Raw genomic sequence first — 15,470 nt, forward strand, 5'->3', positions numbered from 1 at the left:
TCGTTGCACAGTCGGAAGTTTGGCCTTTGGGGCTGCCACGTAGAAGGCGCCCGTATCCGCTACGCGCACGGCGTTTGCATTGAGTGACATGATTCCCCTCGATTGGAATTTCGATTTTGCGCGACTCTTGACCAGTGGATTCCAGGCAGGGAAACTCTCAACATGGATGCGGGTTTGGCTGCAATAATTGGGGCTGCTGGAGCAGCCGTGGCGACTGTGTCCGCAGCTTTAGCGGCAGCGGCAGCACAGAGAAGGGCTGCCCGGGTATCAGCAACTGCCGAGCAGCGGAAGAAGGTTCACGATACTCGATCCCGCGTATACGAGGAGTTCATTCTGGCGGTCAATGATTTCTACAGAGCCATAAGTAGAGTCCAGTGGGATGACCGCACCTGGTTCGACGGAGAGATCGAATCCAGTGTTGGCGATGCATTGACGCAAGCCAAAAGGCGGTGCAATGAATCACTATCTGAGATGTGGATAGTGACTCCGAATAGACTGTTTCGGCGAGCAGTAGAAATATCGGAATATTGCGATACGCTGCACTTGCTCTATGTTCGCACGAGCCTGGAATGGCACATGGCGCGGGATGACGAGGAAGCTAACAAGAAAGGTTGTGCGCGCTTGAGCAGGCGCGTGAAGAAGCTCGGCAAAAAGGGGTTCAGATTCAGCAAGGCAGCAAAACGTTTGCTGGCCGTTGACTGAGGGGCAGTATCCGGCTTAGCTCAGAAACTTGCGCCACGATACAGCTACAGGTAGTCTTCTGGCGATTCCATGATTTCGTCTAACATTTGATCTATGCGGCGATTTAGTCGGCTGTTTTGATGCTAGCTCAGAGAACCTGCCATGAGGCCCAGTGCGACGGTAAGAGATAGTCTGGGAAACCTCTTCGATCTCCCTAATCGTCACATCGGCGCCTTCCCCTTACTCACTCTCGAACAAAGGGCAAGACCGTCGGCTAGGTCGAAACCCACCGCGCACGATGGTCGTGCTGTTCAAGGATTAGACTCCTGCCGTCTGGGGCTGGAAGTTCAGGATTGAAACGGCGCCAGCACCGAGGTCCTCTAGCAACGAAACAGTTGCCAAGCGCGTGTCCCAAGCCGCCGAGGACTTGGGCAAGGTGTCCAAGCGGCTGGATCCCAATGACTTTGCCCAAGTCATCACCAGGTTCGAGAGTGGCGTGGAAACTCTGGAGCGCCTGACCCGGAGCATCGGCGAACTGCAGGCTTTGCCCAGGGAGATCGAACGTTTGCAGAACCCGGACCGGCCCTTCGGTCGAATCGAGCAGATCGGCACCGTGCTTAGCGGGGTGGCGGAGCGGATAGAAGCGACCGTGACGCCGCCGCCGCCGCGCCTCATAGTCGATAGGAAGGCTCAGCTCAGGGCGTTCGCCTGGGGCCTCGCCGTCGGGATGGTGTTCATCTTCTACCTCTGGCGCAGCTAGTGAACGCCCGTCGTACGCGTGAACGCTCCCCTGAACGCCGCAGGTACGGTGCGTCTGGTGGAAGTATACCGATCAGCCAGACGAGTCCGTTGAGAGCTGCCCGGCGCTGGAACTACTCCGCTGACGTCCAACGCTGACACCAACGACCCCAGAGCACCACGCGTGGCACCGGTGCACGAGTCTGGTCCCATTCACATCAGGAGCAGATCGAACTCTCAGTGCGGTACTCACGAACGAGCGCCCTTCCGGGCTGTGGAAGGGCGCTCAATGGTGATCGTTACCGACAGGCACCGACAGCTCGGCAGCAGGCCAGAGCGATGATCAAGTGGGAGGCCGCCGGTGATCAGTTTGGCTATACAGCAGCACAGTTCCTCTCAGGGGCGCCCAGGCGCGTCGGGACCATGTCCGCGGCTGGTCGCTACACGCAGCACGTCTCGCAATGCGCTGGTCAGTTGGGCAGCGAGAAGGTTCAGCTCCTCCGGGTCCTCGGTCTCGTCGTCGAGTACCTGACGCGAGTGCTCCAGCAGTTGAGATGCCATGCCGAGTTGGAACGCCTCGATGTGGTCCGCCAGGCGGGAGACGTAGCCGCCTTGGCCGTCGGTGCTCAAGTAGCACGGTTTGCCGTCCGGTCCCGCCCACGGGAGAAGCCTCAGTTCTTCCTGTGCCGTCATACCGGCGTGCGCCTCTCGGTGATCTCGGCGTTGGATGCCGGCGCACCGGTGGACGCCGAGTCACTCACCGCGTGACTCCCGGGCTTGAACTGACCGGGCGCCGAGTGGCACAGACAGTCGCAGGCCTCGTAGATCAAGGGCAGGTCGACCGGCGCCGACTCCGGAGAGGACTCCGCGCAGGCGTGGTGCGTGCCGATCTGGCAGGCAATCGAGCGGTACGAGGTGGCCGAGGTGTCCGGGCCAAGAGTCTGCCACTGCGAGGGCATCAGTGGACCCCCCAGGAGTGTCGACCAGGCGTCGGTTGGCATCTGCGGAGCGATGACGACCGTCGGGTGCCGTCGTGCGAGTTCCTCGTGCGCCAGTGCGTATGGACGGATGAGTGCGGTGTCCTCGCCCCTGAGCGGCTGCCAGTGACTCGTCCTGTCGAGGGCCTGGCGCAGGACGGCCGTCGGCTCGTCAGCGAATGCAGGGGAAGCGGGGGCGGGTGCAGGCCGGGACGGCCGTAAGGGGCGGCGGTGCCTGCCCTTGGGGAAGTACCGCGCTCTGGTGAGCGAGGCGGCCCGGTGGATACGGTTGAGCACGCTGGTCAGCTCCTATCGCTGATGGCTCGGTCCCCCGACATCGCCCGTCGTGGGGACCGCTTTGTGTACGACCGCCCAGAGGGTGCGGTCGTTCAGGCTGGTGGCGAGGAGCCCGAACCGATCGGCTTCAGCCACCGCCTCCAGGACCTCCCGCCATAAGTCGGCGGTGAGTGAGTCCGGCACCTCCGCCTCGACCGACGTGTGCCGGCCGTGTTCCTCCACGCGCGCGGGAAGCCCGAGGTCGGACAGCCGGGCAGCGATGGCTGCCGCGCGAACTCCCGAAGCGGGCACAGGGCAGCCTCCGTCACTGGCGATCACTTCGAGTGAAGCTAGTTAACTAGGTTAGAGCTAGTGGACTAGATTTTCCATATGCCTGAGCAGCCGCCTTACCTCCGCATCGCCGACGAACTCCGGCGGCGGATCGCTGAGCATGTGTGGGAGCCGGGGGACCGGCTGCCCTCCCGCGCCCAGATCGGCCAGGAGTGCGGCGTGGGCGAGAACGTGGTGCGCCGGGCTCAGGAGTTGCTGATCTCCCAGGGCGTGCTGGAAGGCCGCGCCGGATCGGGGACCTACGTCGCCGAGCCCCGGCAGCGGGTGCGGGTCGTCCGGTCGTCTGCGCGCGAGCAGCCCGAGAAGTCGCCCTTCCGTGCCGACATGAAGGCCCTGGGCAAGCAAGGCGACTGGGAGAGCAGGACCGACGCCAAGGTGCCGGCACCGGCCGACATCGCGGCCCGGCTGGGCATCACCGAGGGCGACCTGTGCGTCCGGACCTCGTACGAGTTCCTGGCCGACGGCAGGCCGGTGCAGCTGTCGACGAGCTGGGAGCCCTACGACCTCACCGCAGGCACGCTCGTCGTCCTCCCCGAGGGAGGCCCGCATGCCGGGGCCGGTGTCGTGAACCGCATGGCCGTGATCGGTGTCACCGTCAGCCATACCGTGGAACAGCCTGAGCCGCGACAGGCGACCGCCGAGGAGGCCTCTCTTCTGGGCATCCAGAAGGCCGCGCTTGTCACGCACATCCGGCGGACGTATTACAGCGACGACGGGCGCCCCGTCGAGACAGCGGACATCGTGGTACCCGCCGCTCACTGCGAGATCGTCTATGAGATCCCGATCAACCGGTAGCCGCACGCTATTCGCGGACGAGCTGCGGCGTTGCTTCGGGTGCGTCTGCGTTCGTCGAGCGGTGCGAGCGGTCAGCCCTGCCGTTCACGTAACGGTGACGACCCACCCCGATGCAGCCTGCACAAGGTGCCCTCAAGTGATCACCCCTGGGCCGTCCCTGGGCCGTGCGAGGGCGCCCGAGGTCGACCAAGGGCGACCGACAGTGACAGTCGCCCGGTAGTCGTCATCCGAGAAAAGCCAGGTCAGCCGCCCACAGCCATACGCGTTTCCACCCAGGGCTAGCGGTACGGCAAGATGGGGTGTATCTGCCCACTGCCAGTTTCAAGCTGCCGGACGGTTTCTCTTGGCTGAGTTCATTTACACCATGCGCAAGGCGCGCAAAGCGCACGGCGACAAGGTGATCCTCGACGACGTGACGACGAGCTTCTACCCGGGAGCGAAGATCGGCGTCGTCGGCCCGAACGGCGCCGGGAAGTCGACGATCCTGAAGATCATGGCCGGCCTTGAGCAGCCGTCCAACGGTGACGCCTTCCTCACTCCCGGTTACACGGTCGGCATCCTGCTCCAGGAGCCGCCGCTGACCGAGGACAAGACCGTCCTGGAGAACGTCCAGGAGGGCGTCGCCGGGATCAAGGGCAAGCTCGACCGGTTCAACGAGATCGCCGAGCAGATGGCGACCGACTACACCGACGAGCTCATGGAGGAGATGGGCAAGCTCCAGGAGGACCTCGACCACGCCAACGCGTGGGACCTGGACGCCCAGCTGGAGCAGGCCATGGACGCGCTGGGCTGCCCGCCCGGCGACTGGCCCGTCACCAACCTGTCCGGCGGTGAGCGCCGCCGCGTCGCGCTGTGCAAGCTGCTGCTGGAGCAGCCCGACCTGCTGCTGCTCGACGAGCCCACCAACCACCTCGACGCCGAGTCGGTGAACTGGCTGGAGCAGCACCTGGCCAAGTACCCGGGCACCGTCGTGGCGGTCACCCACGACCGGTACTTCCTCGACAACGTCGCCCAGTGGATCTGCGAGGTCGACCGCGGCCGCCTCTACCCCTACGAGGGCAACTACTCCAAGTACCTGGAGACCAAGGCCGCCCGCCTCAAGGTCGAGGGCCAGAAGGACGCCAAGCGGCAGAAGCGCCTGAAGGAAGAGCTGGAGTGGGTGCGGTCCAACGCCAAGGGGCGTCAGGCCAAGTCCAAGTCGCGTCTGGCCCGCTACGAGGAGATGGCCGCCGAGGCCGACAAGATGCGGAAGCTGGACTTCGAGGAGATCCAGATCCCGCCGGGCCCGCGCCTGGGCAGCATCGTCGTCGAGATCAACAACCTCAGCAAGGCCTTCGGCGAGAAGGTCCTCATCGACGACCTCAGCTTCACCCTGCCGCGGAACGGCATCGTCGGGATCATCGGTCCGAACGGTGCCGGCAAGACAACCCTGTTCAAGATGATCCAGGGCCTGGAGGAGCCGGACTCCGGTTCCATCAAGGTCGGCGACACCGTCAAGATCTCGTACGTCGACCAGAGCCGCGAGAACATCGACCCGAAGAAGACACTGTGGGCCGTCGTGAGCGACGAGCTGGACTACATCAACGTGGGCCAGGTCGAGATGCCGAGCCGTGCCTACGTCTCCGCCTTCGGGTTCAAGGGCCCGGACCAGCAGAAGCCGGCCGGTGTGCTCTCCGGCGGTGAGCGCAACCGGCTGAACCTCGCGCTCACCCTCAAGCAGGGCGGCAACCTGCTGCTCCTCGACGAGCCGACCAACGACCTGGACGTCGAGACCCTGAGCAGCCTGGAGAACGCGCTGCTCGAGTTCCCCGGGTGCGCCGTGGTCGTCTCCCACGACCGGTGGTTCCTCGACCGGGTCGCCACGCACATCCTCGCCTACGAGGGCGAGTCCAAGTGGTTCTGGTTCGAGGGCAACTTCGAGTCGTACGAGAAGCACAAGATCGAGCGGCTCGGCCCGGACGCAACCCGTCCGCACCGCGCCACCTACAAGAAGCTGACCCGGGGCTGATCGATCTTGCGGCACATCTACCGCTGCCCGCTGCGTTGGTCGGACATGGACGCCTACGGTCATGTCAACAACGCGGTGTTCGTGCGCTACTTGGAGGAAGCCCGCATCGACTTCCTCTTCCGGCCGGAGAAAGATTTCCAGCAGGGGTCCGTGGTGGCACGCCATGAGATCGACTACAAGCGGCAGCTCGTCCACCGGCACCACCCGGTGGACGTCGAGCTGTGGATCACCGAGATCAGGGCCGCGTCCTTCACCATCACCTACGAGGTGAAGGACGACGACGTGATCTATGTACGGGCCTCGACGGTGGTCGTGCCGTTCGACTTCGAGGCCCAGCGCCCGCGCCGGATCACCGCGGAGGAACGGGAGTTCCTCCAGGAGTACACGGATGACGACGAGGAGGAGGCCGTCGCCGCATGACGGTGCTCCACCTCGCCGACGAGGGGGAGGCGGCGGACCTCGCGGCCCTCCTCTCCCGGCTGCTCCACTACGACCGTGGGGCCGCGGTGCGTCTCCAGGCGGCGGGCACCGCGCTGGCCGTCTTCGGACGCCCGCCGTCCTTCGAGGTGCTGGCCATCCGCGCGGTGCGCCTCGCGAAGCCGTACGAGGACGGGCTGGACGTCACGCTGGACGTGACCGTGTCCGCCGGTGAGTTCCTGGAGTCGGTGGACGAGAAGGGCGCCACGGCCGTGGTGCCGGCCGCGGTGACCGGCCCACCGTGGGCGGGGCTGCTGCCGCCGCGCCGCGGCTGGCGGCCCGAACCGGGACTGCCGGCGCCCGACGCCCTGCGGTCGCTGGTCTCCGCCGTGGTCGCCGAGTTCCGCTCCCGCACGCAGGAGTTGCCCGCCGAGCGGCGGACGCGGGCCGAGCTGGACCGGATCGGGCGGGACGTCTGGTCCCGTACGGTCGGCGACACCCGACTGCCCGTCCGGGCCGTGCACGCCGCTCAGTCGCTCGGCTTCCTGCGGCCCGCCCGCGCGCAGGCGCCCGGCGAGGAGCCACTGGGACTGTTCTCCTCGGGCGCGTGGCTCAGGCTGCGCACACCGTACGGGTCGGTCGCCGTGCGGCGAGCCGGGCTCGGGGCGCTGGACGTCAGCGTCCGCTGACCAGCACCCCGAGGGACGGGCGGCGTCAGCCCGCCGTGTTCACCATCGACGCCGCCGCGTACGTCAGGTAGTTCCACAGCGTGTGCTCGTGCTCCTCGGACAGCCCGAGTTCGTCGACGGCGACCCGCATGTGCTTCAGCCAGGCGTCGTGCGCCGCCCGGTCGACCGTGAAGGGCGCGTGCCGCATCCTCAGACGCGGGTGGCCCCGGTTGTCGCTGTACGTCGTGGGGCCGCCCCAGTACTGGATGAGGAACAGCACGAGGCGCTCCTCGGCCGGGCCCAGGTCCTCCTCGGGGTACATGGGCCGCAGCAGCGGGTCCTCGGCGACTCCCTCGTAGAAACGGTGGACGAGCCGACGGAAGGTCTCCTCCCCGCCGACCTGCTCGTAGAAGGTCTGCTCCTGAAGCGTGCCGCGCCGAATCTCATTCACGCCCTCCATGCTCTCAGACACGGGGACATAGGACTCAAGGCCTAGGACCGGCACCCCTTGCCCTTACTGTGGGGGTATGGGCGGGCATGCTCCCGACAGGGAATCCGACGGTCTCGCCGCCTCGGCGCGGGCGGGGCTGGTACGCAGGATCGACGCGAACGGGGCGTGGGCCGCCGACCCGCTGTGGCGGGAGGCGTTCGCGGCGGTCCCGCGCCACCTCTTCGTGCCGTACTACTACGTCGGCGTCGCCGGCGGCTACGAACGCCGGTGGGGTGAGAGCCCGGACCCGCAGGCACGTGAGCGGTGGATACGGGGCGCCTACGAGGACACCCCGCTGGCGACCCGGCTGCGCGACGGCGAACTGCTCTCCTCCAGCAGCCAGCCGTCCCTGATGGCGGACATGCTGGCCGCGCTGCGCGTGCAGACCGGGGACACGGTGCTGGAGATCGGCGCCGGCACCGGATACAACGCCGCGCTGCTCTCCTACCGGCTGGGCGACGACAAGGTCACCACCGTCGATCTCGACCCGGAGATCACCGAGTCGGCCCGCCGGCACCTGGCCGCGGCCGGGTACCACCCGGTCGTCGTCACCGGCGACGGCGCGCGGGGCGTGCCCGAACGCGCTCCGTTCGACCGGATCATCGCCACGTGCGCGCTGAGCACCGTGCCGCGCGCCTGGCTCGCCCAGAGCCGCCCCGGCGGCCGGATCCTGATGCCGCTCGCCACCGGCCTGGTCGCACTCACCGTGACGGACGCCGGGCAGGCCGAGGGGCGTTTCCTGCACACGCCCGCCTACTTCGTGCCGCTGCGCGGCGGGAGCCGGCCCGGGGGCGAGCCGCTCCAGATGGGCGGGGTGCCGCGCCGGGCCAGGGAGGACGACCTGTTCCGCTTCCTGCTGGCCCTGACCCGCGGCAGCCTCGACCCGCAGGAGGCGCACTCGCTGTGGGAGCAGGAGGGCAGGCCGCAGCGCGAGCGCTATGGCATCACGGTCAGCGGCGACCGGGAGTGGGCCTGGCTGGACGACCCGGAGGGGCCGTACGCCTGGCCACTCCCGTCTTGATCCCGGCGGGGCCGCTCAGCCCCTGCGGATCGTGATCGTCGTCCAGGCGCCCACGTGCACCCGGTCACCGTCGTGGAGCGGCACGGGGACGAACGGCTGGATGGGTTCGTCCGAGCCGTTGACCGTCGTGCCGTTCGTCGAGTTCTGGTCGACGACCGCCCAGCTGCCGTCCGGCTGGTGGACCAGCACCGCGTGCTGGTGCGAGACGCCCGGGTCCTCCGGCGGCACCGCCAGGTCGATGTCGGGGGTGTCGCCGGTGGAGTGACGGCGGCGGCCGATCGTGAGCTGGTTGCCGGTGAGGGTGCGCTGCTGCTCGGGCGAGTACGCGGGCAGGTTCAGGCCCGCGGCCTCGGGGCCGGAGCGCTGCATCATCGCCATGAAGTAGTCGCGGTCGGGGCCGATCGTCGCGGTCCAGGTCGCGGGTCCCTGCGGCGCCTGGGGCTGCTGCGGGAAGCCGCCGGGGCCGGGAGGGGGCGGGGCCTGGGTCGCGCCGGGCTGCGGGTAGCCGTAGCCACCGCCCGGACCGCCACCAGGGCTGCCGGGGCCGGGAGGGCCGGGGGGCGCCTGGGTCGCGCCGGACTGCGGGTAGCCGTAGCCACCGCCCGGACCGCCACCGGGGCCGCCGGGGCCGGAGGGACCGCCGGGGCCGGAGGACGACGGCGGGGGGATCACCCAGTCGTCATCACCGCCGCCGAAGGACGGACCGCCCTGCTGCGGCCGCTGGGTCTCCTGCGGGAACCCGGGCGGGGCCGGCGGGCCGGACTGCTGGAAGCCCTGCGGAGCGCCGCCGGGCCCACCGGGACCGGGCGCACCGGGGCCGGGCGCACCGGGGCCGGGCGGGGGCGGGACCGGACGGGAGGGGTCGGCACCGAATCCGGGCGGGCCGGAAGGGCCGCCGGGGCCGGAGGGACCGGGACCGGAGGGACCGCCGGGGCCGGAAGGACCGCCCGGGCCGGGAGGACCACCAGGGCCGGGGAAACCGCCACCGGGAGGACCGGGAGGGCCCGACGGGTCGCCGCCGAACGGCGGGATCGGCTCGGCCGGGCGGTTCACCTGCGACGGACGGGAGCCCTGGTACTCGTACGAGTCACCGCCGCCATAGGACGGTCCGGGCGGTCCGGGCGGGCCGGGCGGTCCGCCGGGGCCGGGCCGGCCCGGTGGCTGGAACCGCACGCCCGGGCCGGGCGCCGTCGGGTGCGGAGCCGCGGGGGTGTACGAGGTGGCCGTGTTCGTCAGGAAGTTCCACCGGCACTCCTCGCAGAACGGGGCGCCGCCCTCGCGCGGCGTGCGGCACTGCGGGCAGAGCTCCGGCTCGGCGTTCGGCACGGCGGACAGGTGCGGAGGAGGTCCACCGAGCTGGCCACCCGGACCACCGGGGCCGCCGGGAGGGCCGCCGGGGCCGCCCGGGGGCGGGAAGCCGTAACCGCCGCCGGGCGGGGGCGGCGGGGGTGGCGGAGGCACGGCACCCGCCATGCGGTGACCGCAGACCTCGCACCAGTCGTCGGAACCCGACTGGTGTCCGTTCGGGCAGGTCGGCATGTCGGCGCGTCCCTCCTTCGATCTCTTCTAGGTCACTTCTTCACGCGAACGGTTTTGGTGGACCGAGTCTCGAGCGTCATCTCGTCGGCCTCCTCGACCTTCGCCTTCAGTCGCACAGTACCGGTCGCGGCATCGACCACGTCCACCACCTTCGCAAGCAGTTTCGCAGTATCGGCGTTCCCGGAGGCACTCGCGAGCTGAACGGCGCGGCCCAGTTTGGCCGTTGCTCCATCCATATCTCCCGCCTTACGAAGATCCAGACCTTGTTGGATGGCTTGTGCCAGTTCGGCCTGCCCGGTGTAGTGGGCGACCTGGGGGTTGATCGACGTCGAGGCGACCATGTCGTCCGTCCACACGGCGCGCACCAGGCCCTGCGCGCCGAGGTTCTGGACGCTGCCGTCGGACTGCGGAATGACCAGCGAGATCCGGGCCGCGAGCATCTCCTGCCCGATGTCCGCGGGCGGCACCTCGACGCAGAGGTGGTAGTCACGGGACTCGTCACCCCAGGAACCCAGGGGGTAGTCGCCCGCGCGCGGCCCCGACTCGGTGCGCCGGCCGGTCAGTTCCTCGACGGTGGGCGCGACCTGCTTGACGAACTTCACAGTGGTGCCGACCGGGGTCCACAGCCGCAGGGAGACGTCCGCGACCTCCTTGCCCATCGCCGTCTCCATCATCCGCGTGAAGTCGGCGGCGAGTCCGGCCGGGTCGGCGACGATGTCGGCGGTGCCGAGCAGGGCGGAGGCGATCCCTGTGACTTCTTTCACTTCCCAGTCGGTGCCCACGCCGCGCGCGTCACAGGTGAAGCGCCCCGCGCACGCGTCGAGCGCGGCTTTGAGGTCCGGGGGCGACTCGTGCTCGTTGCGGCCGTCGGTGAGCAGGATGCCGTGCCGGATGGCGACGTCCGCCGAGGACAGCAGGCGGTCGGCCAGTCTCAGCCAGGTGCCGATGGCCGTGCCGCCGCCCGCGCTGAGCGAGCGCAGCGCCTGCTTGGCCTGCTCGCGGGTGGTGGCGTCGGCGACCGCGAGGCCCCCGCCGCCCGGGTAGACCTCCTTGGCCACGTGCGTCCCGCCGACCACCGCGAAGTGCACGCCGTCGCGCAGGGTGTCGATCGCGGCGGCCGTGGCGTCCCGGGCGTTGCGCATCTTGGTCGGCGGGTAGTCCATCGAGCCCGAGCAGTCGACCATGATCGCCACGGCCGCGGACGGGCCCTGGCCGGGCGAGTAGAGGTGGGGCGCCGAGACCGCGGTGCCGATCGTGCCGCCGCCGGTCGCCGTCACGGTGACGATGGCGTTGACCTCGCCGGCTCCCTCCGGCAGGTACTCGTTCTGGTAGACGTCCACCGAGAACTGGGGCACGTTCGACTTCGAGAAAATGGCCATGCCTGCTTCGATCCCCCTCGAAAGCCCCCGCCTGGAGCGGGGTGATGACGGTAGGCGGACCGGTCCCCTCCGGTCCGCCGAGGCGTCCCCGTACGTGGCCTCAGGCCGATCCTGCCCCCTGGGAGACGGCCGGGAACGGCACGAGGGCCACTGTTACGTTGTCGTGGCCCCCGCCGTCCAAAGCGTGGCCGACGAGCACCCGGGCGCTGTGCAGCGGTTGCGTGGCCGCGTCGAGGGGGACGACGCGGGCCATCTCCTCGGCCGCCTCCGCGTAGTTCCACAGGCCGTCGGTGCAGACCACGACCACGCCCGGCCGGTCCGGCTTGAACGCGGCGGTGTGCGGTTCCAGTTCGTAGGCGTCCGCTCCGAGCCAGCCGGTGATCGCGTGGGCGCGCTCGTCGGCGTAGGCCTCGGCCTCGTTCATCAGGCCCGCGGCGACCATCTGCGCGGCCCACGAGTCGTCCTCGGTGAGCCGGGCGGGGGGAGCGCTCCGGTCGACCGGGACCCAGTACGCGCGGCTGTCGCCGACCCAGCCGACGATCAGCAGACCGGACGTCACTACGGCACCGACGATGGTGCACGCGGGTGCGTTCTGGTGCGGGGCCTGCTCACGGGCCGTGGCGGGCTCCGCGGCGAGCGAGTTGACGGCGCGTGAGGCGGCGATGATCGCTTCGTGCATGGCCTGCTGGGGGTGCGTGCCGCGCGGCAGGGCGGCCAGCAGGGTCTCGCTCGCCGCCTTCGACGCCGCCATCGAGGCGTCGTCGGGGCGGGTCGCCGAGGAGACGCCGTCGCAGACGATCGCGACGGAGGCGGGCGAGCCGTCCGGCAGCGCGGCGGTGCCGATGGCGAACGCGTCCTCGTTGCGGTGGTGGCGCAGGCCGCGGTCGCTGACCGCGGCCATCGGGCCGGACTCCTGCTCCATGTGGTCCCGTTCGCGCGGCTGGGCGTGGCCGCAGTTCTCGCAGTAGCCGTCGTCGTCCACGCGGCCGGCCCGGCAGGCGACACAGACCTTGCCGCCGGCCCCCGCGGACGCGGGCTCGGCGGACACCCGGGGGTCCGGTGCCTGGAGGAGGTACTCGTCGGGCTGCTGTCCCGGGTGGGCCCCGGGCTGGGGGGTGTCGCCGCCGGGCGGCGCGGGAGGTCCGTCCGGCTGCGCCCGCCGGTCGAACCGCACTCCGGCGGCCGGGGCGGCCGGCGGGGCGCTCGGGGGCGGGGGCGGGGGCGCCGGCCAGGCCGTGCCGGCGGGTGGCTCGGTCGGTGGCTCGGGGTACTCACCCGCCGGGGTGCCCTGGGCGGGCACCGAGCCGTTCATGGTGATGGTCGGGTTGTCCTCCGGCCGTGCCGGCACGGCGGACAGGTCGTATCCGCACGCGCCGCAGAAACGGTCACCCGACTCGAGGGGTTCCTCGCAACTCGGGCAGGCGGACAACTGGGGCATCTGCGACATCAACTACACCCACGTCCGGGGGCGGTAACGATTGGCACGTTCCACCAGGTCGATCCTCTCCTCGCCGCCCCGCGCCAGCCGGGCCAGCGTGCGGTACGAGCGTTCCAGACCGAACCGCAGGCCCCGCTCGTCCAGGCCGCTGCCGAGCAGCGTCCGTCCCCCGGCGGCGGGAGGGGCGGAACCCTGGCCCCCGGAGAGTACCCAGTCCAGCGCGCAACCGAGGACTTCGGCCGACAACTGCTCCCGCCGCGCCGGGTCCAGACCGTACGCCTCCAGCGCCTCCACCTGCGCCGCGGCGGCCATCAGGTCCTCCAGGAACGGTACGTCGGAGGCCGTCGCGGTGCGCTGCCGCAGCCGGGCCCGCACGGCCGCCACACGGGCCGCCGTGTAGTGGATGGAGGACTCCGGCACCGACTCCAGCGTCCGTACGGCACTGCGCCGGTCCCCCGTCGCCAGTTGCACGCGGGCCAGCCCGAACGCGGAGCTCACGTAACTGGGGTCGGTCGACCACACCAGCCGGTAGTACTCGGCGGCGTTGTCGAGCTGGCCCAGCACCTCCGCGCACAGGGCCAGCGCCAGCTTGGGCGCGATCTCGCCCGGGAAGGCGTCGTAGATCGCGTCGAAGGCGAGCGCGGCGCCCTCGTCGTCGCCCGTGACCAGCGCGGCCACGCCCCGGTACCAGACCACCCGCCAGTCGTCGGGCCGCTCGCCCTCCAGCCTGACCAGCGCTTCCAGCGCGGCGGCCGGATCGCCGGTCTCCAGCCAGGCCCGGATCTGCCGCAGCCGCGTCTCGGTCGACGGGGCCGGAGCCGCCGCGAGCGCGCCGAGCAGCTCGGCCGGAGCGGAGGTCATCAGGCCCGCCAGGAAACCGGCGTTGGGGTCGGACGGGTCGACCCGCGGGACGGGCAGGGCGAGGGCGGCCGCCGTGGTGTCGACGGGTCTGACGAGGGCGAGTGGGGCGCCGAGGCCGGGTGGGGCGCTGAGGCCCGGTGGGGCGGCGGCGCCCGGTGAGCCGGCGGGAAGCCAGGTGTTCGCGGGCCGGCCGACGGGGAGCGCGGCAGCGGGCTGGTGGGCCCCGGTGGCGGGCGTGTGGGCGCCGGAGGCGGGCAGGGCGGCGGCCGAGGAGACGCGCCGGGTGCGCGCCACCCGCGCCCCCAGCCGGGACACCTCGCCGTCCAGCTTCGGGAACAGCTCCGTGTCGGTGACCCGCAGTTCGGGCCCGAACAGCGTGGACAGGGCGGGCCTGGCCCGGCCGGTCTGGAGGGACACGACCTCCCGCAGCACACCGGTGAGCTGCTCGGTCATCTCCTGCGCGGAGGCGAAGCGGCGGCCCGGGTCCGGGTCCGTGGCGCGCACCAGGAGGCGGTAGAACGACTCGTACTGCCGGAAGACCTCGATGTGGTCGGGGTCGGGCAGCGAGTCCGCGTAGACGTTCGTGTAGCCCTGGAAGTCGAAGGTCAGGACGGCGAGGGTGCGGGCGACGGTGTAGAGGTCGCTCGCCACCGACGGGCCCGCCTCGGCCACCTCCGGCGCCTGGTAGCCGACCGTGCCGTAGATGGCCGACTCCTCGTCGTCCATCCTGCGCACCGCGCCCATGTCGATCAGTTTGAGCTGGTCCTCGGTCTGGATCGCGTTGTCGACCTTGAAGTCGCAGTACAGCAGGTTACGGCTGTGCAGGTGGCCGAGCGCCTCCAGGGCCTCGAGGCCGTACGCGCAGGCCTGCTCCACCGGCAGCGGGTCGCGCCTGCCCTGCGGTGTGCGGCGGGCGTTGGCGATCTCCTTCAGCGACTTGCCGCCGACGTACTCCATGACGATGTAGCCGTCGAGGGAGCCGGTGCGCTGGTCCAGGTGCTCCACGAAGTTGTAGATCCGCACGATGTTGGCGTGCTCGATCTCCGCGAGGAAGCGCCGCTCGGAGATCGCCGCCGCCATAGCGTCCTGGTCGCCCGTGTCCAGCAGGCCCTTGAGGACCACCCAGCGGTCGGACACCGCCCGGTCGACCGCCAGGTAGATCCAGCCCAGACCGCCGTGCGCGAGGCAGCCCACGACCTCGTACTGGCCGTGCACGACGTCCAAGGCCTTCAGCTTCGGCACGAACGAGTACGGGTGCCCGCACTTGGTGCAGAAGCCCTCCGTACGCCCCGGCCGGTCGCCGCGCGAACGGCCCACCTGGGCGCCGCAGTCGGAGCGCGAGCAGAACCGCTTCCGCTCGGGCACCTCGGGGTTGTCCAGGACCATCTCGCGCGGGTCGGGCCGCGGGATCGGCGGGACCTGGACCAGCCCGGCACCCAGCCTGCCCCGGGTCGAGGAACCGGCGCCGGAACCGGAGCTGCGCACTGACACCGAGCGGCTCGTGGACTTCCCGGACAGGGAGCGCGAGAGGCGCCCCGACACCGAGCGGCGGGACTTCGACGACTGGGACGACGTACGGGAACTGCGGCTGGTGGAACGGGCACTGCGGCTGGAGCCCGAACCGTGCGAGCCTCCTTTGCCGCCGGCGGTGATGCCGGTGGGGGGCGATCCGACCATGCCGTTGGGTGCCACGACCGGGGCGAGGCCGCAGGTGTCGCAGTACAGCTCGCCGCCGCCCACGTCCTCGTAGCTGCCGCCACAGCTGGGGCGTTGGCAGGTGCGTGGAGCCGAGCCGGTCGGTTCCTGTGGTGCCTGACTCATGGACTCCCCC

The 15,470-nt window shown here is 70.2% G+C and carries 15 protein-coding genes; 7 read left to right on the forward strand and 8 right to left on the reverse strand.

Annotated elements, in window-relative coordinates; genetic code table 11:
* Positions 1 to 162: 162 nt before the first annotated feature.
* Positions 163 to 702, forward strand: coding sequence for a hypothetical protein (locus ABZ016_RS03190; RefSeq protein WP_356914794.1), 540 nt, complete (start codon positions 163 to 165; stop codon positions 700 to 702).
* Positions 703 to 1,087: 385 nt separating this feature from the next.
* Positions 1,088 to 1,441: a hypothetical protein gene (locus tag ABZ016_RS03195; protein ID WP_356914795.1), complete on the forward strand. Its 354-nt coding sequence runs from the start codon at positions 1,088 to 1,090 to the stop codon at positions 1,439 to 1,441.
* A gap of 374 nt (positions 1,442 to 1,815) precedes the next feature.
* On the opposite strand, the gene ABZ016_RS03200 is transcribed toward ABZ016_RS03195, so the two are convergent.
* From ABZ016_RS03200 to ABZ016_RS03210, 3 genes are read right to left on the reverse strand one after another with little or no spacing between them, the layout of a single operon-like run.
* Positions 1,816 to 2,112, reverse strand: coding sequence for a hypothetical protein (locus tag ABZ016_RS03200; protein ID WP_356914796.1), 297 nt, complete (start codon positions 2,110 to 2,112; stop codon positions 1,816 to 1,818).
* Positions 2,109 to 2,693 carry a hypothetical protein gene (locus ABZ016_RS03205; protein ID WP_356914797.1) on the reverse strand — a complete coding sequence of 195 codons (585 nt, stop codon included), beginning with the start codon at positions 2,691 to 2,693 and terminating at the stop codon, positions 2,109 to 2,111. Before ABZ016_RS03205 ends, ABZ016_RS03200 begins: the two co-directional genes overlap by 4 nt.
* Positions 2,694 to 2,705: 12 nt before the next feature.
* Positions 2,706 to 2,984, reverse strand: coding sequence for a hypothetical protein (locus tag ABZ016_RS03210; protein WP_356914798.1), 279 nt, complete (start codon positions 2,982 to 2,984; stop codon positions 2,706 to 2,708).
* Between the two features lie 78 nt (positions 2,985 to 3,062).
* On the opposite strand from ABZ016_RS03210, the gene ABZ016_RS03215 reads away from it, so the two are divergent.
* The 4 genes from ABZ016_RS03215 (at position 3,063) to ABZ016_RS03230 (ending at position 6,932) form a co-directional block, all read left to right on the forward strand.
* Positions 3,063 to 3,818, forward strand: coding sequence for a GntR family transcriptional regulator (locus tag ABZ016_RS03215; protein ID WP_356914799.1), 756 nt, complete (start codon positions 3,063 to 3,065; stop codon positions 3,816 to 3,818).
* Positions 3,819 to 4,161: 343 nt separating this feature from the next.
* Complete coding sequence (gene ettA / locus ABZ016_RS03220; RefSeq protein ID WP_356914800.1) at positions 4,162 to 5,826, forward strand: energy-dependent translational throttle protein EttA; 1,665 nt, start codon at positions 4,162 to 4,164, stop codon at positions 5,824 to 5,826.
* A 6-nt stretch (positions 5,827 to 5,832) separates the two neighbouring features.
* On the forward strand, positions 5,833 to 6,246 hold the full coding sequence (locus ABZ016_RS03225; RefSeq protein WP_356914801.1) for a thioesterase family protein: 414 nt from the start codon (positions 5,833 to 5,835) through the stop codon (positions 6,244 to 6,246).
* Positions 6,243 to 6,932, forward strand: a complete 690-nt coding sequence (locus tag ABZ016_RS03230) for a hypothetical protein (protein ID WP_356914802.1) — start codon at positions 6,243 to 6,245, stop codon at positions 6,930 to 6,932. The genes ABZ016_RS03225 and ABZ016_RS03230 overlap by 4 nt, the downstream gene beginning before the upstream one ends.
* Before the next feature lie 25 nt (positions 6,933 to 6,957).
* On the opposite strand, the gene ABZ016_RS03235 is transcribed toward ABZ016_RS03230, so the two are convergent.
* Entirely contained in the window at positions 6,958 to 7,371 is a 414-nt protein-coding gene (locus ABZ016_RS03235) for a globin (RefSeq protein WP_356915043.1), read from the reverse strand.
* 67 nt (positions 7,372 to 7,438) lie between these two features.
* On the opposite strand from ABZ016_RS03235, the gene ABZ016_RS03240 reads away from it, so the two are divergent.
* Positions 7,439 to 8,422 (forward strand): methyltransferase domain-containing protein, encoded by a 984-nt coding sequence (locus ABZ016_RS03240; protein ID WP_356914803.1) that lies wholly within the window; start codon positions 7,439 to 7,441, stop codon positions 8,420 to 8,422.
* Positions 8,423 to 8,437: 15 nt separating this feature from the next.
* Here the strand turns inward: ABZ016_RS03240 and ABZ016_RS03245 are convergent, their stop codons facing one another.
* The 4 genes from ABZ016_RS03245 to ABZ016_RS03260 all read right to left on the reverse strand — a co-directional run bounded on the left by ABZ016_RS03245 (position 8,438) and on the right by ABZ016_RS03260 (position 15,460).
* Entirely contained in the window at positions 8,438 to 9,961 is a 1,524-nt protein-coding gene (locus ABZ016_RS03245; protein WP_356914804.1) for an FHA domain-containing protein, read from the reverse strand.
* A gap of 32 nt (positions 9,962 to 9,993) precedes the next feature.
* Positions 9,994 to 11,340, reverse strand: a complete 1,347-nt coding sequence (locus ABZ016_RS03250; RefSeq protein ID WP_356914805.1) for a VWA domain-containing protein — start codon at positions 11,338 to 11,340, stop codon at positions 9,994 to 9,996.
* Between the two features lie 100 nt (positions 11,341 to 11,440).
* Entirely contained in the window at positions 11,441 to 12,787 is a 1,347-nt protein-coding gene (locus ABZ016_RS03255; RefSeq protein ID WP_356914806.1) for a PP2C family serine/threonine-protein phosphatase, read from the reverse strand.
* A gap of 3 nt (positions 12,788 to 12,790) precedes the next feature.
* Positions 12,791 to 15,460 carry a tetratricopeptide repeat protein gene (locus ABZ016_RS03260; RefSeq protein ID WP_356914807.1) on the reverse strand — a complete coding sequence of 890 codons (2,670 nt, stop codon included), beginning with the start codon at positions 15,458 to 15,460 and terminating at the stop codon, positions 12,791 to 12,793.
* Between the last annotated feature and the right edge of the window lie 10 nt (positions 15,461 to 15,470).

Source organism: Streptomyces sp. NPDC006372 (genome assembly GCF_040612515.1).
Classification (GTDB): Bacteria; Actinomycetota; Actinomycetes; order Streptomycetales; family Streptomycetaceae; genus Streptomyces.